The organism is Amycolatopsis magusensis, from assembly GCF_017875555.1.
In the GTDB taxonomy this organism is placed as follows: domain Bacteria; phylum Actinomycetota; class Actinomycetes; order Mycobacteriales; family Pseudonocardiaceae; genus Amycolatopsis; species Amycolatopsis magusensis.
This window is the reverse complement of the sequence record NZ_JAGGMS010000001.1, coordinates 47,532-67,519: the sequence shown is the minus strand read 5'-3', so window position 1 is coordinate 67,519 and position 19,988 is coordinate 47,532. Positions and strand designations below refer to the sequence as shown.

The following is a 19,988-nucleotide window of genomic DNA, read 5'->3' as shown; positions in this document are numbered from 1 at the left end:
CGCCGAATGCTATGAGTGGGGCATTACTTGCAATGAACGCTAGTAATGCCCCACTCCTAGCATTCGCAGGTTACTGGTGGGGGACGGCGGCCGGGGTCCAGCCGCGGTAGTTGTTGAAGTAGTTGACGCTGGAGGCGTGGCCGATCTTGCCGCCGATGCTGGTGGCGTAGATGCCGCCGCTGCCGTCGGCGATGCCCACGTGCCCCCACTGGCTGATGTTCCAGTACACGAAGGCGCCCTTCGGCGGCCTGCTGCCGTCGGTGTGCTTCGGGCTCGCGCCGTTCCAGTGCGCGTTCGCCGAGGCCCAGACGCCGGTGGTGCCGTAGGCGTTCTCCACCGCCTTCTCGCAGTAGCCCTGGTAGGCGGTGCTCCCCAGCTTCGCCTTGAACCACGCCACGGCCCCCGCCGGCGTGCCGTCCCCGGCGCCGAGCACGGACAGGTCCGACTCCGGCACGGTGGTGAACGTGCCCGCGGCCGGGTTGACGTCCGCGGCGGTGATCTCCGCGGAAAGCGGGCCGGCCTGGGCCGGGGCCACCGCCGCGCTCGCCAGCGCGGCCGCCGCCGCGGCCCCGATCAGCAGTCTCCTGGTGCGCATCGTTCACTCCTCCATGTCGAAGTTGCCGAATCACCAACAACGGCACCTTCTCGTGAAGATGTACAAGATCCGTACAAGCCGGGGAATAGCCGCGGGCCCGGCCCTGTTGAACCGGGTACCAGCGCGTCTGGCAGAATCACCCGCTGACGTCCGGCTCCGGTTCACCCCGTGGAGTTCCCGGGGACCCGGCGGCCAGCCAAGAGAGGACACCATGAAGAGCGGCATTCACCCCGAGTACGTGGTCACCAACGTGACCTGCGGCTGCGGCAACACCTTCACCACTCGTAGCACCAAGACGAGCGGCGACATCCACGTCGAGATCTGCTCCAACTGCCACCCGTTCTACACCGGCAAGCAGAAGATCCTCGACACCGGTGGCCGGGTCGCGCGCTTCGAGGCTCGCTACGGCAAGCGGCAGAAGAGCGCCGACGCCAAGTAGCTTCACCGACGGCGCCCACCCGCACAGCGGGTGGGCGCCGTTTTTCGTGCCGGTCGCCCCCAGCAGAAGGACACACCGTGGATTCGAGTTCGTTGCGCGGGCTGCTCGACGAGTACGCCGAGCTGGAGAAGCAGCTCGCGGACCCGTCCGTGCACGCCGACCAGGGCCGGGCGCGCAAGCTCGGCCGCCGCTACGCCGAGCTCACCCCGGTGGTCCGGGCCATCGGTGAGCTGGACGGCGTCCGGGGCGACCTGGCCGCCGCCAGGGAGATGGCCGAGGACCCGGCGTTCGCGGCCGAGGCCGAGGAACTGGCCGAGCGCGTCCCCGTGCTGGAGGCGCGGCTGACCGAGCTGCTGCTGCCGCGCGACCCCTACGACGGCTCGGACGTGGTCATGGAGATCAAGTCGGGGGAGGGCGGCGAGGAGTCCGCGTTGTTCGCGGGCGACCTGCTGCGCATGTACCTGCGCTACGCCGAGCGGCACGGCTGGAAGGCCGAGGTGCTCGACTCGGTGGATTCCGACCTCGGCGGCTTCAAGGACGCCACGGTGTCCATCAAGAGCAAGGGCACCGACGCCGACGGCGTGTGGGCGCGGCTGAAGTTCGAGGGCGGGGTGCACCGCGTGCAGCGCGTGCCGGCCACCGAGTCGCAGGGCCGCATCCACACCTCCGCGGCCGGCGTGCTGATCTACCCGGAGCCGGAGGAGGTCGAGGTCGAGATCGACCCGAACGACCTGCGGATCGACGTGTTCCGCTCGTCCGGTCCCGGTGGGCAGAGCGTGAACACCACGGACTCGGCGGTGCGCATCACGCACCTGCCGACCGGCATCGTGGTCTCCTGCCAGAACGAGAAGTCGCAGATCCAGAACCGGGCGCGGGCGCTGCAGGTGCTCCAGGCGCGGTTGCAGGCCAGCGCCGAGGAGGAGGCCGCGGCCAAGGCCTCGGACGCCCGCCGCTCGCAGGTGCGCACGGTGGACCGCTCGGAGCGGGTGCGCACCTACAACTTCCCGGAGAACCGGATCTCCGACCACCGGGTCAACTACAAGGCCTACAACCTCGACCAGGTGCTCGACGGCGACCTCGACGGCGTGCTCGACGCCCTGCGCTCCGCCGACCGGGACGAACGCCTCTCCGCCCACTCCGGCTAACGAACCACCCCCGCTCGCCGATCAAGGAACCGAATCCGGCACAGGGGGAAGAATGCAGACAGATCAGTACGGCCGCACGATCCTGCCCGAAAGAGGCGCGCCGAAGAAGAAGCGCGGCCGGGCCAGGCTGGTCGTGCTGGCGGTGATCGCGGTGGCCGCCGCGGGGGTGGGCATCTACTACGCCCGCGCGGCCCGCGATTCCCAGCCGGTGGGCACCAACGCCGATGTGGTGCGGGCGACGTGGTCGCTGGACAAGAACCGGCCGTTCCTGGGCACGCCCGCGCAGGACTGGGCCGAGGGTGAAGCGGCGATCCGGCTGCCCGAGCCGGTCGCCACCGGTGGGTTCACCGCCGCGCAGGTGGGGGCCGCGCTGGGCAAGGTCAAGGAGTTCCTGGTGGCGGGCCGGGTGAACCGGCAGGTGCTGACCGGCGCGGACGTGGAGCCGTTGCTGGCGCCGCTCGCGCCCGGTTCGCGCGACCGGCTGCGGGCCGAACTGGGTGAGGCCGAGGTCTGGCCGGACGCCTACGCCACCAAGCTCGCGCCCGGTTTCCGGTTGCTGCCCGTGGAACCGAAGATCAGCGGCACCGTCCGCGTCGAGCCGGGTGAAGAGCGGGACGAGCTGCTGATCCGGACGAACCTGGTGTTCTCCTACGCCTTCGACATCGACGACGCGAGCCAGGCGACCACCCCGCTGGACGTGGTCACCGGCGCCCGGTGGGACCTCGACTTCGTCTACCGCGACGGCAAGGAGTGGGCGGCGAAGGACCGCGGCCTGGACACCCCGTTCGGCCAGGGCTTCAGCTATTCGATCGCCTGCGGGCCGATGGAACAGGGGCTGCTGGCCCCCGCGTACAGCGACCGCACCATGACCACCGCCGGTGGGACGGCCAAGCGGCCGCCGGAGTACTTCGACCCCGCAGCCCCCATCCCCACCGAGAGCAACTGCTAGGACCCGCGACACGAATGTGGCTTTGGGGGCGGAATCGGCCCCCAAAGCCACATTTGTAGCAACGGGCTCAGCGCATCGACTCCATGAAGGACGTCATGCGCGTCTCGTAGTCGGCTTCCGGGCCGAACCAGACGGCCAGGAACTCGGCACCCGCGTCGGCCAGGGCCCGGGCTCGGGTGACGGTGGATTCCAGGCCGTCCCACGAAATCCGGGTGCCGACGCGGATCGGGCGGTCGGTGTGGTCACGCAGCCTGGCCACCTGGGCGGCGAACTTCTCCGGATCGGCCTCGATGCTCTGCCATTCATCCGCGACCCGCCCGGCCCGGCGCAGGGCCGCGTCGCTGATTCCGCCGACCATCAACCGCACGTTCCCGCGTGGGCGCGGCTCGAATACGCCACCGTCGAATCCGTAGTACTTTCCCTCGAACGAACGCTCATCGCGGAACAATGCGCGCATCAAATCGATGGCTTCGTCGGTTCGGGCACCCCGGGTGGTGAAATCCGAATGGACATTGTCGAATTCCTTGCGATCCCAGCCGACCCCCAGGCCGAGGGTGAGCCGCTCGCCGGACAGCCGGTCCAGGGTGGCGACCTGTTTGGCCAGTGAGAACGGTTCACGCAGCGGCAGCACCAGCACCGAGGTGCCGATCCGGATGCGACTGGTCCGCCCGGCGAGGTGCGCGAGCGTGATCAGCGGTTCGTACACGCCACCGTAGAAATCGCCGTACTCCTCCGGCGGCAGCACGTGATCAGGCAGCCAGGCCGTGTGGAAGCCGAGTTCTTCGGCCTTCACCGCGAGGTCCGCCGGACGGCCAGGGGCCATTTCCGGTGCTTCGTTCGGCAGCACCACTTGCAGGTCCATCGGTCAGCCAATCTCGGAGAGGAACTTCTGGATCGAATACAGCCATTGTTCAGGGGCTTCGCCGCCGATGTTGTGCCCGGCGTCGATTTCGGTCAACTGCGCGCCAGGAATGCCCGCGGCCAGTTCCCGGGACAGCGCGGGCGACGCCAGCGCGTCCGCCGAGGTGGCGATCACCAGCGTGGGCACCGAAATCCCGGCCAGTTCGGCACGCGTGTCGATCGAGGCGACCAGTTCGACGTGCTCCGGGGTGCCTTCCGGGACGAACGCGGCCAGCGCGTCGATCGACGCGTCCAGTTCGGCCTCGCTCAGCGCGTTCAGCGCCTGCTCCCCGCTGCCCATCAGGGTCAGGTACTTGGCCAGCAGCCGCCGGTCGTCCTGGGCCAGCAGCGCGAGCCAGACGTCGGCGGCCAGCCGCAGCTTATTGCTGGGGTGGCTGAAACCCGAGGTCAGGATCAGCCCGGTGACCCGGTCCGGGTGCCGCGTGGCGGCGCGCACGGCGACGCCGGTCCCGACCGAGTAGCCGAGGATGGTGAACCGCTCCACGCCCGCGTCCACCGCCGTGCGGACCAGCGTGTCGGCCACGGTGTCCAGGTCGAGCGGGGTCCCGCTGCGCGGGGTGCCGCCCGAACCGGGGTAGTCCGGCCCGACGACGGTGTGCGTGCGGGCCAGCTCGTCGAGGATCATGCCAAAATTGCCGTCGACGCTGCCGCCCCCGCCATGGGCGAGCAGCAGTCCGGGACCCGAACCCCGGACCAGGTGTGCGAAATGTTCAGCCATGCGGCGACGTTAAGCACTCACATCGGTGTCAGGGCCAAGCGCTCGTGAGGTGGATCTCATGCTGATCGGTGAACTGTCGGGCCGGACGGGCGTCAGCCAGCGGATGCTCCGCTACTACGAGGAGCAGGGCCTGCTCACCGCCCGACGCGACGCGAACGGCTACCGCCGCTACGACGAGGAGTCGGTCGCCACCGTGCGCCACATCCGCAAGCTGCTGGACCTCGGACTGTCCACCGAGGTGATCGCTGAGGTGCTGCCGTGCACGATGGAAGACCTCGATCGGCTGGACTTGTGCCCCACCTTGGTGAAAACCCTGCGTGCCGAGGTGGCGGAGCTCGATGCGCGGATCGACACACTGCGGCGCAACCGCGGTGCGCTCGCCGGTTATCTGCCGGTGGTGTGACAGGCTGGAAGACGTGAAGCGGCAACCCCTCCGGCTGGCGATCATCGAAGCGACGAGGATCCTCGAACGCGCCGGGGTCGCGTCCCCGCGCACCGACGCCGAACTGATCGCGGCCCACGTGCTCGGCGTGGAGCGCACCCGCCTCCCGCTGGTGCCGCTGGTCGACCCGCCGGTGGTCGAGGCCATCGGGCAGCTGGTGAACCAGCGCGCCAAGCGCGTCCCGCTGCAGCACCTGACCGGCTGGGCGCCGATGGGCCGGATCACCGTGGACGTCGGCGCCGGGGTCTTCGTGCCGCGCCCGGAGACCGAGCTGCTGCTCGAATGGGGTCTGTCGATCATCGAGGGCAGGCAGTACCCGGTGGTGGTCGACCTGTGCACCGGGTCCGGCGCGCTCGCGCTGGCCGTGGCGCACGAACGGCCGGACGCCGTGGTCTACGCGGTCGACATCGACCCGCAGGCGCTCGCCTGGGCTCGGCACAACGCCGAGGCGCGGGCCGCGGCGGGCGACACCGCGATCCGGCTGTACTCCGGGGACATCGCCGACGGCAGCATGTTCGCCGAGCTGGACGGCCTGGTCGACCTGGTGCTGTGCAACCCGCCGTACGTGCCGCCGAGCACCGAGGTGCCGCCCGAGGTGGCCGACTTCGACCCGCCGCAGGCGGTCTTCGCCCAGGAGGGCGGACTCGAAGTGATCCGGCACGCCGTCGCCGCGGGCGCCCGCCTGCTCAAACCCACCGGCGGCCTGGCCATCGAGCACGACGACACGCACGGTTCGGTGGTGCCCGAACTGATCGCCGGGCGCCGCGTGCTCAGCGACGTCCGCTGCCACCCCGACCTCACCGGGCGTCCCAGGTTCACCACCGCCCGTCGCGGTTAACCGGGAGCAGTAGGCTGCGGTGCATGAGCGCGGTGTACGACTGCAGCCAACCCGATTCCCGAGCCGACGGCCTGACCGCGGCGGCCGGCGCGGTCCGCTCGAGCAGGCTGGTGGTGCTGCCGACCGACACGGTCTACGGCATCGGCGCCGACGCCTTCGACGGCGCCGCCGTGCAGTCGCTCCTGCGGGCCAAGAACCGCGGCCCGGACATGCCGGTCGGCGTGCTGGTCGGTTCCTGGTCCACAGTGGACGGACTGGTGCTCGGCGTGCCACCGCAGGGAAGAGCGCTGATCGAAGCCTTCTGGCCGGGCGATTTGTCCATTGTGCTCCCGCACGCGCCGAGCCTGCGGTGGGACCTCGGCACCACCCGCGGCACGGTCATGCTGCGGATGCCGCTGCACCCGGTGGCGCTGGAGCTGCTGCGCGAGGTCGGCCCGATGGCGGTTTCCAGCGCCAACGTCTCCGGTCAGCCGCCCGCCGCGACCGCGCAGGAGGCGCAGGAGCAGCTGGGTGACTCGGTGGCGGTCTACCTCGACGGCGGGCCGAGCGGTGAGCCCGTGCCGTCGACCATCGTCGACCTGACCGGCGACCAGCCGCTCGTGCTGCGCGAGGGCGCGGTGAGCGTGGACGCGGTGTCCGAAGTGCTCGGCGTCCCCGTGCTGTCCGCCTGAACCTGAGAGATCTCCCCGTGCCCCCCACGATCACCCAAGGCCTGCCGATCCGCGAGTACCTGCTCGTCGGACTCACCGCGGCGGCGCTGACCTTCCTCCTGACCGGTCTGGTGCGCCGGTTCGCGATCAAGATCGGGGCGGTGGCCAACCCCCGCGCCCGCGACGTGCACGTCATCCCGATCCCGCGGATGGGCGGGCTGGCGATGTACTTCGGCGTGGTCGGCGGCATGGCGCTGGCCCACCAGCTGCCGGTGCTGCGGCGGGCCTTCGAGTACTCGCTGGACCCGGTCGGCGTGCTGATCGGCGGCGGGCTGATCGTGCTGATCGGCGCGCTGGACGACCGGATCGAGCTGGACGCCTGGACGAAGCTGGCCGGTCAGGTGATGTGCGCCGGGCTGCTGGTGCTGTTCGGCCTGCAGTGGGTGTCGTTCTGGGTGCCGTGGGGCGAGGGCGACGGCCTCGGCTCGGTGCTGGTGCTGGACAAGAACCAGGGCGGGCTGCTCGCGGTGTTCCTGGTGGTGCTGATGATCAACGCGATGAACTTCGTCGACGGGCTGGACGGCCTGGCCGCCGGGCTCGGGTTCATCGCCGCCGCGGCCACCTGCGCGTTCTCGCTCGGCGTGCTGCACGACACCGGCGGCGACGTGGGCAGCTACCCGCCCGCCCTGATCGCGGCCGCCCTGGCCGGGGCCTGCCTCGGTTTCCTGCCGCACAACTTCCAGCCCGCGAAGATCTTCATGGGCGACTCGGGCTCGATGCTGATCGGCCTGATGCTGGCCGCCGCGAGCACCTCGGCCTCGGGCAAGATCCCGTACTCGCAGGTGGACCCGACCGACACGGTGGCGCTGCTGTCGCCGCTGCTGGTGGTGGCCGCGGTGCTGTTCGTGCCGCTGCTGGACCTGCTGCTCGCCGTGGTCCGGCGCACCCGGCGTGGTGAGAGCCCGTTCGCCGCGGACAAGATGCACCTGCACCACCGGCTGCTGGAGATCGGCCACTCCCAGCGCCGGGCGGTCATGCTCATCTACTTGTGGGCCGGAGTACTGGCGTTCGGCGTGGTCTCGGTGACCCTCTTCGACACGGGTGCCGTGTTCTGGCTGGTCGGTGCCGGGTTGCTGCTGGCGATCCTGGTGTCGGCGGTGCCGAGATTGCGCTCGCGGCAGCGCGTCTAGGGCCGTTCGGCGATCTACGGGGACTGCGCCGGTTCGTTCGAAGGCGCTGTTCGACCTGGCCGCGCTGGTCGGTGCCGGGACCCTGGCGCCGCGACGGCGTTCGCGGCAGCGGGTCCAGGGCCGTTCGCTGACTGACCGGACTGTGCCGGTCCGTCCGGTAGCCCTCTTCGGCCTGGCTGCGGTGTTCTGGCTGGTCGATGCGGGGTTGTGCTGGCGATCCTGGCGGTTTTGGCGCCGCGGCGGTGCTTGCGTCAGCGGGTCTGGGGGCGTTCGGTGGGCGACGAGACCGTGGCGGTTTGTTCGAACAGGGTGTAGTCGCTCGCGTGGAGTGGGGTCGGTGGGCGCCGGGTGTCCGGCGGCACCGGGGAGAACTCTTCGATGCTGAGCAGGGTCGAAGTCCGCGGGTCGAAGAGGACTTCGGTGCGGAGGTCGCTGTCGTGGCCGAAGGTGAGCTTCGTGCCGGGGCGGCCGAGCCGGTCGGTGCCGGTGCCCGTGCGGCCGACCGGGAGCGCCGAGGCCAGTTCGATCGCCGCTGAGCGCAGGGCCGGGCTCGCCGTGGGTTTGCCGGCGATCTCCACCAGCAGGTGCCACCGCGTCTGGTCCAGGTACCGCGCCTCGGGCTCGATCATCTTGCTGTGCTGCTGGTGCCAGTCCCGGGCGAGTTCGGCGACGCGCGCGTCCAAGGCCCGTGGCTCGGCGGGCAGGGCCGGATCGGTCACCAGCGCGTCGGGGAACAGCGGCCGGATCCGGTCCGGCAGGTCGGTCTCACCGGGTTCCACCGGGTACACGGCTTCCGGCAGCATGCGGTCGACCGGCTCGTGGTTCAGCTCCTTGTGCCGTCCCAGCCAGTCCGCGCAGAGCGAGTCCGCGACCGAGGAAGTGCACGAGAACTGCTGGTAGGGCGCGAGAACCAGGCGCACGGACCGCACGCTCGCCGGTGCGTTGCTCACCCACAGCTCGGCAGGAGCGCGGACCTCGCTCCACACCTCACCGCCACCCTCCATGGTCACGTACAACGTGCCCTGCACGGCCCGGACGTAGCTGAACGGCTTGGCGGCCACCGGCTGCGCCAGCGGGGGAGCGGGCGGCTCGGGGTGGTCGAACACCGACGGCACCACCAGCGCCGCGCCCACGACCACCGCCGCGGTCGCCGCCAGCGCGACCAGCGGACGCCAGTTCCGGCGCGGCGGTTCGGGTCGCACCTCGCGCAGGCCGTCCAGCAGCCGCTGCTCGAAGCCGGTCAGTTCCGCGGCGTAGTCCCCGCTCATGCGCTGCTCCCGATCTGGGGCATCGCGCCCCGAAGTCGCCGCCGGGCCCGCGCCAGCCGCATCCGCGCGGCCGGTGCCGCGATGCCGAGCACCGCCGCCGCCTCGGCCGGGCTCAGCCCGTCCATGCCGACCAGCAGGAACAGTTCCCGCTCGGCCGGTGCCAGTTCCGCCATCGCGGCCCGCAGCAGCGGGGACGCGCGCTGGGCGTCGATCCGGTCCGCCAGTTCCGCGAAGTCGTCGGGCCGCAGCTCTCGCTGCCCGTAGACCCGTTGCAGCGCACGGCTTTCGATCGCCCGCTGCCGTCCGTGCGCGGCCACCAGGTTGGCCGCGATGCCGAAGATCCACGCCCGCGGGGAGCCGCGCCGGGGGTCGTACCGGGTCGCCGTCCGCACCACCTCGAGCCACACCCCGGCGACCACGTCCGCCGCCTCCACCGGGTCACCGATCCGGCGCGTGGCGTAACCGAGCACAGCCCGCACGTGGCGCCGGTACAGCTCGTCCAGCGCGGCCGGATCGGTCGCGACGCGGGGCACGAGGTCTTCGTCGGGGGTGCCTGGCAAGTGGTGGCCTCCACGGGGGTCTCACCCGGTACTTGGCACGAACCCCGCCGAGCGCAACGACGTTGCGCGCCGGCCGCTTCGCGCCAAGTACGAGCAGAAGCCGGAAAGGGGACAGTATGCGTGACCTCCGTTGGTACCTCCCGCTGCTCGCGGTGCTCCTCGCTGGCTGCGCGGCGGTCGAGGCGGAACCGGCACCGCCCCCGCCGCCACCACCGCCGGTGGCGCTTGCCCCGCCCGAGCCGCCGATCCCGCCGCTGCCGGCGGTCCAGCAATCGCTGCGGAGCCTCGGCTACCTCGTAGGGGAGAGCGACGACGAGACGAAGCACGCCGTGACCGCCTTCCAGAAGGTGCACGAGCTGCCGCGCACCGGCGTGGTCGACCGCGCCACCGCGAACGCGTTGCGTGAGCCGATCACCCCGTCGCCGCGCGGGAACGGGCCGGGGTTCGAGGTGGACCTGGCCAAGCAGGTGCTCTACCGCGTCGAAAACGGCCGTGTGGTGCGGATCCACGACGCTTCCACCGGCCGCGACGAACCGGGGAAGCAGACGCCGGCCGGTGACTTCCGCGTGCAGTACCAGATCGACGGCTGGCGGTACGCGAAACTCGGCCCGATGTACCGGCCCTCCTACATCACGAACACCGGCATCGCCCTGCACGGCGGGGAGCCGGTGGAAAGCCAACCGGCGAGCAACGGTTGCGTCCGCCTGACCGATCAGGCGGTCGACGAGATCTTCGCCGATCTCGAACGCGGAACCGCCGTCTCCATCTATTGATCCCCGTTCAGCCGGAATTGCCGGAGCACCCGGCATCGGCGGGATGAATAGCGGGTGAATTGCTCGTTCGCGACCACTCGTGACGGCTCGATTCCGCGCGGTTCTACACTGGGCGGGTGAGCGACACCGAAGCGACCGAGCCCGAGTCGGCCACCGAAAAGCCGGACCCGCACGCCGAAGCCGTGCTCAAGCTGGCCGGGGCGATGCAGCGGGACATGCTGGTCGCCGGGGGCGCGGTGGTCGCCGTCGCGGTGGTCGCGGCGGCCGTGTGGCAGGGCCTTCCCGGCCTGGTCAGCGCCCTGATCGGCGGGGTGATCGCGCTGCTTTCCGCGGTGGGCACCATCTTCATGATGCGCAAGACCGCCTACCTGCCCCCGAGCTTCGTGCTCGTGGTCGCGCTCGGTGGTTACGCGGTGAAGTTGTTCATCCTCTTCGGGGTGATGTTCGCCCTGCGCTACGTGTCGTACCTGCACGAGCTTTCGGTGGGCCTGACCATGATCGCGGTGATCCTGGTGGCCGCGTTCGCGGAGATGCGCGCGTTCCGCCGGACCAAGATCCCGACGATCATCCCCGCTTCCTGAGCGCGGCGCGGCGAACTCGCTGATTAAGCCGCTGAACAGCACTTAGGAGTACGGGCGTACGGCACGGTTTTACCGGCTGGTATCGTCCGCGCTTGGAGGCGGCGCTCAGGCCGTTCTCCCGGGTCAAAGCCCCGGAACGCGAAGAGGCGAACCAGCTCGATCGGTCCCTTGCCCGCCGCGTCCGGCTGGCCGATCCCGGGATGTCAGGCCCTGAACTACCCACAGTGGTATCCGCCTCCGGGTGCCCGATCCGTGTCGGGTACGTTAAGTCCAGATCGTGACGATTCCCCCGGCGGAGTGAACGCCGGCCGGGAGAACCGGAAGGAGCCCAGTTGGGCGCGCTGGTACTAGCCGAGGGTGGCGAGTTCGTCGCCCCGGGTGCGAAGGACTTCGACCTCGGCCCGATCTTCGGCGAGGGCACTTTTCTCACCAAGCCGATGCTGCTGGTCATCCTTTCGGTGATCATCATCGCGGCGTTCTTCATCGTCTCGTCGCGGAAGCTGAAGATCGTTCCCGGCAAGGGGCAGTTCATCGCCGAGTCGGTCTACGACTTCGGGCGGAACAACATCGCCCGCGAGCAGATCGGCTCGAAGGACTTCAAGCCGTTCGTGCCGATGATCCTGGCCATCTTCACCTTCATCCTGGTGAACAACATCTTCGGGATCATCCCCGTCGTGCAGTTCCCGACGATGGCGCACTTCGGGTTCCCGCTGGCGATCTCGGTCCTCATCGTCTACCCGGTCTACAACTACGTGGGCATCAAGCGCCACGGGTTCGCCGGGTACATGAAGAACCAGCTGATCCCGCCCGGGGCCCCCGGTTTCGTGCTGCCGCTGCTGATCCCGATCGAGTTCTTCTCCAAATTCATCCTGCAGCCGGCCACGCTCGCGCTCCGTGTTTTCGCGGCCATGTTCTCGGGCCACCTGCTGCTCCTGGTCTTCACTCTCGGTGGCGAGTACCTGCTGCTCGAAGCGGGCGGCGGGATCTTCCCGGTGTTCTCGGTGTTCGGGTTCGGCATGGCCATCGCCATGACCTTCCTCGAAGCCCTGATCCAGGTCCTGCAGGCGTACATCTTCGCCCTGCTGTCGGCCAACTACATCGGCGCGGCTCTGTCCGCCGACCACTGAAAAGAAGAAACACACAAGCCCCCGATCCGCGCACCTGCGGACCGAGTGAAAGGGAATACGCAAGTGAGCAACATGGTTCTCGCTCAGGCCGCCGAAGCCGCCGTCGACATCAACCCGGGCCTCGCGGCCATCGGTTACGGCCTGGGCGCCATCGGCCCCGGTATCGGTGTGGGTCTGATCTTCTCCGCCGTCATCAACGGCACCGCCCGTCAGCCGGAGGCCCAGGGCAAGCTGCTCGGCCTCGCGTGGACCACCTTCGCCATCGTCGAGGTCCTCGCGCTGATCGGTATCGTCATGTTCTTCCTGGCGTCCTGATCCCGCCTCCTTCGAGAAGTAAGGAGACGCTGTGCTGAACACCCAGATGGTGCTGGCGGCGGAGGGTCCCAACCCGATCATCCCGCACCCGTCGGAGATCATCCTCGGCCTGATCGCCTTCCTGATCCTGCTGTTCCTGCTCCGCAAGTACGCGGTGCCCCGCTTCGAGAAGCTCTACGAAGAGCGGACAGCGAAGATCGAGGGCGGGATCGAGAAGGCGGAAAAGGCCCAGGCCGAAGCCGAAGAGGCGCTCGCGCAGTACAAGGCGCAGCTGGCCGAAGCCCGGTCCGAGGCCGCGAAGATCCGCGACGACGCCCGGCTCGAAGCCGAGCAGATCAAGGCGGAGCTGCGGGCCGAGGCGGAAGCCGAGCAGCGCCGGATCGTGCAGCAGGGCGAAGCCCAGCTGCAGGCGCAGCGGGCGCAGATCGTCGCCGAACTGCGCTCGGAACTCGGCCGCAACGCGGTCGAGCTGGCCAGCCGGATCGTCGGTGAATCGCTCGAAGAAGAAGCGCGCCGCCGCGGGACGGTCGACAGGTTCCTCGCCGAACTCGATGCCAACGGTGTGGCCGGAGCCAGGAAGTAGAGACGCATGACGCTGCACGCTGCGAGCCGGGAGGCTCTTGGCCTCGCCGAGACCCGTCTCGGCGAGGTCCTCGGTGAGGCGGGCACCGACCCGTCAGCTGTCGGCGAGGAACTGCTCGCCGTGGTGGCACTGCTCGACCGCGAGCTCGGCCTGCGCCGGGCGGTCGCGGATGGTTCCGCCGCGCCCGAGGCGCGCCAGGGACTCCTCCGCCGCCTGCTGGAGAGCAAGGTCAGCGCGCCGACCCTGTCGGTGCTCGACGAGGTGGCAGGCAACCGCTGGTCCAGCCCGCGGGAGCTGACCGACGGGCTCGAGTCGCTCGGCCGGTCCGCCCTGCTGACCAGTGCGGAGAAGGCCGGGAACCTCGACTCGGTCGAGGACCAGCTGTTCCGGATCGCGCGCATCGTGGCCGGGCAGCCGGAGCTCGAACGGGCGCTGGCCGAGCAGACCGCGCCCGCCGAGGCCAAGCGGACCCTGGTCCGCTCGCTGTTCGCGGACAAGGTGGACCCGGTGGTCCAGCTGCTGGCCGAGCAGGTCGTGCTGCGCAACCGGGGCCGGAGCGTGAGCGCCGGCCTGGACGAGCTGGTGGCACTGGCGGCCCAGCGGCGGGAACGCTCGGTGGCCTACGTGACCAGCGCGAGCGAGCTGACCGAGGCGCAGCAGACCCAGCTGGCCGAAAAGCTGCAGCGGATCTACTCCCGGCCGATCGCCTTGCACGTCGAGGTGGACGCGTCCCTGATCGGCGGCCTGAAGGTCAAGGTCGGCGACGAGGTCATCGACGGCACGGCCGCGGGCAGGCTGGACGCACTGCGGCGCCAGCTGGCCTAGCGCCGGCACAACTACTTTGCACACTGGCAAGAACGAAGCGAGAGCGGGAACGGACATGGCGGAGCTGACGATCTCCTCGGGTGAGATCGCCCACGCGATCGAGAACTACGTCTCGAGTTACGCCCCGGACGTAAGCCGGGAAGAGGTCGGCGTCGTCGTAGACGCTGGTGACGGTATCGCCCACGTCGAGGGCCTGCCCTCGACCATGGCGAACGAGCTGCTCGAGTTCCCCGGCGGGGTGCTCGGCGTGGCGCTGAACCTGGACGCGCGGTCGATCGGTGTCGCCATCCTGGGTGACTCGGAGACGGTCGAAGAGGGCCAGCAGGTCAAGCGGACCGGCCAGGTGCTGTCGGTCCCGGTGGGCGAGGGCTACCTCGGCCGCGTGGTCGACCCGCTGGGCAAGCCGATCGACGGCCTCGGCGACATCGAGACCACCGAGCGCCGCCCGCTGGAGGTCAAGGCCGCTTCGGTGGTCGAGCGCCAGCCGGTGAAGGAGCCGCTGCAGACCGGTATCACCGCGATCGACGCGATGACCCCGATCGGCCGCGGTCAGCGCCAGCTGATCATCGGTGACCGCAAGACCGGCAAGACCGCGGTCTGCGTGGACACGATCATCAACCAGAAGGCCAACTGGGAGACCGGCGACCCGAAGCAGCAGGTGCGCTGCATCTACGTCGCGGTCGGCCAGAAGGGCTCCACCATCGCCTCGGTGAAGAAGTCCCTCGAAGAGGCGGGCGCGATGGAGTACACCACCATCGTCGCCGCCCCGGCTTCGGACTCCGCCGGCTTCAAGTGGATCGCGCCGTACACCGGTTCCGCGATCGGCCAGCACTGGATGTACGAGGGCAAGCACGTCCTCATCGTCTTCGACGACCTGTCGAAGCAGGCGGACGCCTACCGCGCCCTGTCGCTGCTGCTGCGCCGCCCGCCGGGCCGCGAAGCCTTCCCCGGCGACGTCTTCTACTTGCACTCGCGGCTGCTCGAGCGGTGCGCGAAGCTCTCCGACGAGCTGGGCGCGGGCTCGCTGACCGGGCTGCCGATCATCGAGACCAAGGCCAACGACGTGTCGGCCTACATCCCGACGAACGTCATCTCGATCACCGACGGCCAGTGCTTCTTCCAGTCGGACCTGTTCAACGCGGGTCAGCGGCCGGCGGTCGACGTGACCATCTCGGTGTCCCGGGTCGGTGGTTCGGCGCAGATCAAGGCGATGCGGTCGGTCTCCGGTTCGCTGCGCATCGACCTCTCGCAGTACCAGGAGCTCAAGGCGTTCGCCGCCTTCGCCTCCGACCTCGACGCGGCCTCGAAGGCGCAGCTGGACCGCGGTGAGAAGCTGTACGAGCTGCTCAAGCAGCCGCAGTACTCGCCGATCCCGGCCGAGGAGCAGGTGGCGATCGTGCACCTGGGTACCAAGGGCCACTACGACTCGGTGCCCACCGAGGACGTGCGCCGGTTCAACAACGAGTTCATCGACTCGCTGCGCCGCAAGGGCGAGGTGCTCGCCCGGATCCGCGAGACCAAGAAGTTCGAGGACGAGGACGCCAAGGCGCTCGCCGAAGCGGTCGACGAGTTCAAGAAGGGCTTCGTCACCTCCGAGGGCACCAGCCTGGTGGGCGGCGAGGCGGACGCGATGGACGCCGACAAGGTCGGGCAGGAGACCGTGAAGGTCAACAAGCCCGCCCCGAAGAAGTAGAGCGCCATGGCCGCACAGCTACGCGAACTGCGGTCGCGCATCCGCGCGACCAAGTCGATCGGGAAGATCACCAAGGCGATGGAGCTCATCGCCACCTCGCGCATCACCAAGGCGCAGGCCAGGGTGGCCGCTTCCCGTCCGTACGCGGAGGAGATCACGAACGTGCTCTCCGCGCTGGCGGGCGGGGCGGCCAACCTCGACCATCCGATGCTGGTCGAGCGGGAGAACCCGCGGCGGGCGGCCGTGCTGATCGTGACCAGTGACAAGGGCCTCTGCGGTGGGTACAACGCCAACGTGCTGCGTGCCGCCGAGGAGCTGCTGTCGCTGCTGCGCTCGGAGGGCAAGACCCCGCAGGTCTACGTGATCGGTGCCAAGGGGCTGAACTACTTCCGCTTCCGCGACCGCGAGGTCGTCGACAGCTGGACCGGGTTCTCCCAGCAGCCCGCCTTCGAGAACGCCAAGCCGGCCGCGGAAACGCTGGTCGAGGCGTTCCTGGCCGGGGCGGACGACGAAGGCGACCGCCCGGGTGAGGACGGGGTGCTCGGCGTGGACGAGATCCACGTGGTCTACACCGAGTTCCACTCGATGCTGACCCAGAAGCCGGTCGCCAAGCGGGTCGCCCCGCTCGAGGTCGAGTACACCGAGGAAGGGCAGGAGGCCGCCAACGGCCTGCAGCCCTCCTACGAGTTCGAGCCCAGCGCGGACCGCCTGCTCGCCGCCCTGCTGCCGAAGTACATCAACACGCGGATCTACGCGGCGTTGCTGGAATCGGCGGCCTCGGAGCTGGCCGCGAAGCGGACCGCGATGAAGTCGGCCTCGGACAACGCGAACGATCTGGTCAACTCGCTCACCCGGGAAGCGAACCAGGCGCGCCAGGCGCAGATCACCCAGGAGATCAGCGAAATCGTCGGGGGCGCTGACGCGCTCGCCGGAGTGGGAAGTGATGATTGATGACTACGACTGAATCCGCAGCCGCCAAGGGCAGGATCGTCTCGGTGACCGGTCCGGTCGTCGACGTCGAGTTCCCCCGCGGCGCCGTCCCCGACCAGTTCAACGCGCTGACCGTCGAGATCGAGTTCGAGCAGCTGCGCAAGACGGTGACCCTCGAGGTGGCCAGCCACCTCGGTGACAACCTCGTCCGCACCATTTCGCTCCAGCCGCAGGACGGCCTGGTGCGGGGTGCCGAGGTGACCGACACCGGCGGCCCGATCAGCGTGCCGGTGGGCGACAAGGTCAAGGGCCACGTCTACAACGCGCTCGGCGAGTGCCTCGACGAGCCGGGCTACGGCGCCGACCTGGAGCGGTGGGGCATCCACCGCAAGCCGCCGGCGTTCGACCAGCTCGAGGGCAAGACCGAGATGCTGGAGACCGGCCTCAAGGTCGTCGACCTGCTCACCCCGTACGTGCAGGGTGGCAAGATCGGCCTCTTCGGTGGTGCCGGCGTGGGCAAGACGGTGCTGATCAAGGAGATGATCACCCGTGTCGCCCGGAACTTCGGTGGCACCTCGGTGTTCGCCGGGGTCGGCGAGCGCACCCGTGAGGGCAACGACCTGTTCCTGGAGATGAGCGAGGACGGCGTCATCAACGACACCGCCCTCGTGTTCGGCCAGATGGACGAGCCGCCGGGCACCCGTATGCGGGTCGCCCTGTCCGCGCTGACCATGGCGGAGTACTTCCGCGATGTGCAGAACCAGGACGTGCTGCTGTTCATCGACAACATCTTCCGGTTCACCCAGGCCGGCTCCGAGGTCTCCACCCTGCTGGGCCGGATGCCGTCGGCCGTGGGTTACCAGCCGACGCTGGCCGACGAGATGGGTGAGCTGCAGGAGCGGATCACCTCGACCCGTGGTCGCTCGATCACCTCGATGCAGGCGATCTACGTGCCGGCGGACGACTACACCGACCCGGCCCCGGCGACCACCTTCGCCCACCTGGACGCCACCACCGAGCTTTCGCGGTCGGTGTTCCAGAAGGGCATCTTCCCGGCGGTGGACCCGCTGGCGTCGACCTCGACGATCCTCGACCCGGCGATCGTCGGCGAGGAGCACTACCGGGTGGCCTCCGAGGTCATCGCGATCCTGCAGAAGTACAAGGAACTGCAGGACATCATCGCGATCCTCGGTATGGACGAGCTGTCCGAGGAGGACAAGCTCACGGTGAACCGGGCGCGCCGCATCGAGCGCTTCCTGTCGCAGAACATGCTCGTCGCCGAGCAGTTCACCGGGCAGCCGGGCTCCACCGTGCCGCTGGCCGAGACCATCGAGGCCTTCGACAAGATCGCCAAGGGTGACTTCGACACCTACCCGGAGCAGGCGTTCCTGGGCATCGGCGGGCTCGAGGACCTCGAGAAGAAGTACCGCGAGATCACCAAGAAGTAGGCGTTTCCCTGGTGGCGGGGCCGGGTGTCCTGAATGGACGCCGGCCCCGCCGTCTGGTAGTGGGCCCGGCGCGCGGCGAGCCTGCTATTACACTCAAGTACAAGCGCGCCCGATGTGAAGGAGAGCCACGTGGCTGAGATGTCCGTTGAGCTTGTCGCGGTCGAGCGTCGCCTCTGGTCGGGCGAGGCCACCTTCGTGGTCGCCCAGACCACCGAGGGTGAGATCGGCATCATGCCGGGCCACGAGCCGGTGCTGGGCCAGCTGGTCGAGGGTGGCGTGGTCAAGGTGAACACCACCGACGGCGAGACCTTCGTCGCCGCGGTCCACGGCGGTTTCCTGTCCGTGACCGCGGAGGCGGTGATCATCCTCGCCGAGTCCGCCGAGCTGGCCGACGAGATCGACGTGGCCGAAGCCAGGAACGCGCTCCAGCAGGCCGATGACGAGGCCGAGCGGGCGAGGGCCGCGGCGAGGCTGCGGGCGGCCGGGCAGACGGCCTGAGCGAGCAGGCGACGAGCGGGAGCCGGCCATGGACGTCAGTTTGATGGTCTTGTGGCTCCTGCTGGCCGTGCCGCTGGTCGCGATCTGGTACGCGATGCGGTGGGTCCGGATGCGGCGCGGGGGTGGCGTGAGCGTCGCCCTGCGCTGGCGGCCCGATGACAGCCGGGAGAGCTGGCACCTGGGGATCGGCCGGTACGAGGGCGAGGAGTTCGTCTGGTACCGGGTGTGGAGCCTGCGGTTGAAGCCGGACCGGGTGTACCGGCGGGAGAACCTGGAGATCGCCGACCGGCGGGACCCGGAGGGCTACGAGTCGTACGCCGTCCCGGCCGGCTCGAAGGTGCTCCGCTGCGAATCCGGCGGCGAGCACCCGATCGAAATCGCCATGGGCCCAGGCGCCCTCACCGGCTTCCTCTCCTGGCTGGAATCCGCCCCCCCAGGCCGCCGAGTCCACTGGGGCTAACCCCCGCCCCCCGAACCCCACGTTCAGGCAGCCGAACTCCACGTTCAGGACTTCGAGTCCCACACTGGCGCAGCCGAACCCCACATTCAGGCACCCGAGTTCCACGTTCGCGCCCGCGTGTCCAGAAGCCGAACCCCGCACTCGGGAAGCCGAGTCCCACATTCAGGCACCCGAACCTCACGTTCGGGAGGCCGAGTCACACATTCGCGAGGCTGAGCCCCGCAGTCGCGAAGCTTGGGTGTTGCGTTCGCGTGGGCGGGGCCGGGCACACCGTGGCGGGCTCGGGCCGGGCGAGCCCGCCCGAACGTGGAGTTCAGCGGCCCGAAAGCGGGGTTCGCCTTCCTGGGCGGGGAACTCAGCTTCCTGAACGTGGGGTTCGCGTTCCTGGGCGGGGAACTCGGCTGCCTGAGTGTGGGGTTCGGCGTTCTGAACGTGGAACTCGGCTGCCTGAGTGTGGGGTTCGGACGTTAGGCGCCGCCGGGGGTCCAGAGGGTGTCGCCGTTGGGGTTGGCTAGGCGGGCCAGGATGAACAGGAGGTCGGAGAGGCGGTTCAGGTACTTCACGGCCACCTGGTTCGTCGCGTCCGGTTCGGCTTCGACGAGGGCCCAGCCCGAGCGTTCCGCCCGCCGTGCCACCGTCCGCGCCTGGTGCAGGAACGCCGCCCCCGGCGTGCCCCCGGGCAGGATGAACGAGGTCAGCTTCGGCACCCGCTCGTTGAACCGGTCGCACCACCTTTCCAGCCGCTCCACGTACGCCTCGGTGATCCGCAGCGGCGGGTACGGCGGATCCTCCACCACCGGCGCGCACAGGTCCGCCCCCACGTCGAACAGGTCGTTCTGCACCGTCCGCAGCACCTCGGTGACCTCGTCGGACAGGCCGCCGACGGCGAGTGCCAGCCCCAGCACCGAGTTCGTCTCGTCGACGTCGGCGTAGGCGCCCAGGCGCGCGGAGGTCTTCGGCACGCGGGAGCCGTCGCCGAGCGCGGTGGTGCCGTTGTCGCCGACCTTGGTGTAGACGCGATTGATCCGTACAGGCATACC

24 protein-coding genes are annotated in these 19,988 nt (G+C 69.6%); 18 read left to right on the top strand and 6 right to left on the bottom strand.

The features are described 5' to 3' along the window. Positions 1–70: 70 nt before the first annotated feature. A complete protein-coding gene (locus tag JOM49_RS00315; protein WP_209662175.1) occupies positions 71–595 on the bottom strand; it encodes a CHAP domain-containing protein in 525 nt (174 codons plus the stop codon). Positions 596–806: 211 nt separating this feature from the next. On the opposite strand from JOM49_RS00315, the gene rpmE reads away from it, so the two are divergent. From rpmE to JOM49_RS00300, 3 genes are all read left to right on the top strand, one after another. Then, positions 807–1,034: a 50S ribosomal protein L31 gene (gene rpmE, locus JOM49_RS00310; RefSeq protein ID WP_209662174.1), complete on the top strand. Its 228-nt coding sequence runs from the start codon at positions 807–809 to the stop codon at positions 1,032–1,034. A gap of 77 nt (positions 1,035–1,111) precedes the next feature. Further along, positions 1,112–2,179 carry a peptide chain release factor 1 gene (gene prfA, locus JOM49_RS00305; RefSeq protein WP_209662173.1) on the top strand — a complete coding sequence of 356 codons (1,068 nt, stop codon included), beginning with the start codon at positions 1,112–1,114 and terminating at the stop codon, positions 2,177–2,179. A gap of 52 nt (positions 2,180–2,231) precedes the next feature. Continuing rightward, on the top strand, positions 2,232–3,128 hold the full coding sequence (locus tag JOM49_RS00300) for a hypothetical protein (RefSeq protein WP_209662172.1): 897 nt from the start codon (positions 2,232–2,234) through the stop codon (positions 3,126–3,128). Positions 3,129–3,195: 67 nt separating this feature from the next. Here JOM49_RS00300 and JOM49_RS00295 read toward each other — a convergent pair whose 3' ends face one another. Continuing rightward, complete coding sequence (locus JOM49_RS00295; RefSeq protein ID WP_209662171.1) at positions 3,196–3,990, bottom strand: TIGR03619 family F420-dependent LLM class oxidoreductase; 795 nt, start codon at positions 3,988–3,990, stop codon at positions 3,196–3,198. 3 nt (positions 3,991–3,993) lie between these two features. Continuing rightward, a complete protein-coding gene (locus JOM49_RS00290) occupies positions 3,994–4,767 on the bottom strand; it encodes an alpha/beta fold hydrolase (RefSeq protein ID WP_209662170.1) in 774 nt (257 codons plus the stop codon). Between the two features lie 58 nt (positions 4,768–4,825). Here JOM49_RS00290 and JOM49_RS00285 point away from each other — a divergent pair, with 58 nt between their 5' ends. From JOM49_RS00285 to JOM49_RS00270, 4 genes are read left to right on the top strand one after another with little or no spacing between them, the layout of a single operon-like run. Then, positions 4,826–5,170, top strand: coding sequence for a MerR family transcriptional regulator (locus JOM49_RS00285; RefSeq protein WP_209662169.1), 345 nt, complete (start codon positions 4,826–4,828; stop codon positions 5,168–5,170). Between the two features lie 13 nt (positions 5,171–5,183). After that, on the top strand, positions 5,184–6,047 hold the full coding sequence (prmC, locus tag JOM49_RS00280; protein WP_209662168.1) for a peptide chain release factor N(5)-glutamine methyltransferase: 864 nt from the start codon (positions 5,184–5,186) through the stop codon (positions 6,045–6,047). A gap of 23 nt (positions 6,048–6,070) precedes the next feature. Beyond that, entirely contained in the window at positions 6,071–6,718 is a 648-nt protein-coding gene (locus JOM49_RS00275; RefSeq protein ID WP_209662167.1) for an L-threonylcarbamoyladenylate synthase, read from the top strand. A 17-nt stretch (positions 6,719–6,735) separates the two neighbouring features. Further along, positions 6,736–7,887, top strand: a complete 1,152-nt coding sequence (locus JOM49_RS00270) for a glycosyltransferase family 4 protein (protein ID WP_209662166.1) — start codon at positions 6,736–6,738, stop codon at positions 7,885–7,887. Between the two features lie 251 nt (positions 7,888–8,138). Here the strand turns inward: JOM49_RS00270 and JOM49_RS00265 are convergent, their stop codons facing one another. Further along, positions 8,139–9,155 (bottom strand): hypothetical protein, encoded by a 1,017-nt coding sequence (locus JOM49_RS00265; RefSeq protein WP_209662165.1) that lies wholly within the window; start codon positions 9,153–9,155, stop codon positions 8,139–8,141. Next, on the bottom strand, positions 9,152–9,715 hold the full coding sequence (locus JOM49_RS00260) for an RNA polymerase sigma factor (protein WP_209662164.1): 564 nt from the start codon (positions 9,713–9,715) through the stop codon (positions 9,152–9,154). Before JOM49_RS00260 ends, JOM49_RS00265 begins: the two co-directional genes overlap by 4 nt. Before the next feature lie 116 nt (positions 9,716–9,831). Here JOM49_RS00260 and JOM49_RS00255 point away from each other — a divergent pair, with 116 nt between their 5' ends. From JOM49_RS00255 to JOM49_RS00205, 11 genes are all read left to right on the top strand, one after another. Continuing rightward, complete coding sequence (locus JOM49_RS00255) at positions 9,832–10,488, top strand: L,D-transpeptidase family protein (protein WP_209662163.1); 657 nt, start codon at positions 9,832–9,834, stop codon at positions 10,486–10,488. 116 nt (positions 10,489–10,604) lie between these two features. Further along, a complete protein-coding gene (locus tag JOM49_RS00250; protein WP_282773373.1) occupies positions 10,605–11,069 on the top strand; it encodes a Cg1360 family ATP-synthase-associated protein in 465 nt (154 codons plus the stop codon). A 332-nt stretch (positions 11,070–11,401) separates the two neighbouring features. Continuing rightward, a complete protein-coding gene (atpB, locus tag JOM49_RS00245; RefSeq protein WP_209662162.1) occupies positions 11,402–12,196 on the top strand; it encodes a F0F1 ATP synthase subunit A in 795 nt (264 codons plus the stop codon). A gap of 63 nt (positions 12,197–12,259) precedes the next feature. Then, positions 12,260–12,511, top strand: coding sequence for an ATP synthase subunit C-like protein (locus tag JOM49_RS00240; protein ID WP_113694160.1), 252 nt, complete (start codon positions 12,260–12,262; stop codon positions 12,509–12,511). A 31-nt stretch (positions 12,512–12,542) separates the two neighbouring features. Then, the gene (locus JOM49_RS00235) at positions 12,543–13,094 is read left to right on the top strand and encodes a F0F1 ATP synthase subunit B (protein WP_282773374.1); all 552 of its coding nucleotides are present in this window, start codon (positions 12,543–12,545) and stop codon (positions 13,092–13,094) included. A 6-nt stretch (positions 13,095–13,100) separates the two neighbouring features. Next, positions 13,101–13,919 carry a F0F1 ATP synthase subunit delta gene (locus JOM49_RS00230; RefSeq protein WP_209662161.1) on the top strand — a complete coding sequence of 273 codons (819 nt, stop codon included), beginning with the start codon at positions 13,101–13,103 and terminating at the stop codon, positions 13,917–13,919. Positions 13,920–13,974: 55 nt separating this feature from the next. Further along, positions 13,975–15,612: a F0F1 ATP synthase subunit alpha gene (atpA, locus tag JOM49_RS00225; protein WP_209662160.1), complete on the top strand. Its 1,638-nt coding sequence runs from the start codon at positions 13,975–13,977 to the stop codon at positions 15,610–15,612. Between the two features lie 6 nt (positions 15,613–15,618). Further along, on the top strand, positions 15,619–16,563 hold the full coding sequence (locus tag JOM49_RS00220) for a F0F1 ATP synthase subunit gamma (RefSeq protein ID WP_209662159.1): 945 nt from the start codon (positions 15,619–15,621) through the stop codon (positions 16,561–16,563). Beyond that, positions 16,563–17,990, top strand: coding sequence for a F0F1 ATP synthase subunit beta (gene atpD, locus JOM49_RS00215; RefSeq protein WP_153029446.1), 1,428 nt, complete (start codon positions 16,563–16,565; stop codon positions 17,988–17,990). Before JOM49_RS00220 ends, atpD begins: the two co-directional genes overlap by 1 nt. A 138-nt stretch (positions 17,991–18,128) precedes the next feature. After that, on the top strand, positions 18,129–18,488 hold the full coding sequence (locus tag JOM49_RS00210) for a F0F1 ATP synthase subunit epsilon (protein WP_209670619.1): 360 nt from the start codon (positions 18,129–18,131) through the stop codon (positions 18,486–18,488). Positions 18,489–18,516: 28 nt separating this feature from the next. Next, positions 18,517–18,948 (top strand): DUF2550 domain-containing protein, encoded by a 432-nt coding sequence (locus JOM49_RS00205; protein ID WP_209662158.1) that lies wholly within the window; start codon positions 18,517–18,519, stop codon positions 18,946–18,948. Between the two features lie 467 nt (positions 18,949–19,415). Here the strand turns inward: JOM49_RS00205 and JOM49_RS00200 are convergent, their stop codons facing one another. Next, positions 19,416–19,985, bottom strand: a complete 570-nt coding sequence (locus tag JOM49_RS00200) for a cob(I)yrinic acid a,c-diamide adenosyltransferase (protein ID WP_209662157.1) — start codon at positions 19,983–19,985, stop codon at positions 19,416–19,418. Positions 19,986–19,988: the final 3 nt, after the last annotated feature.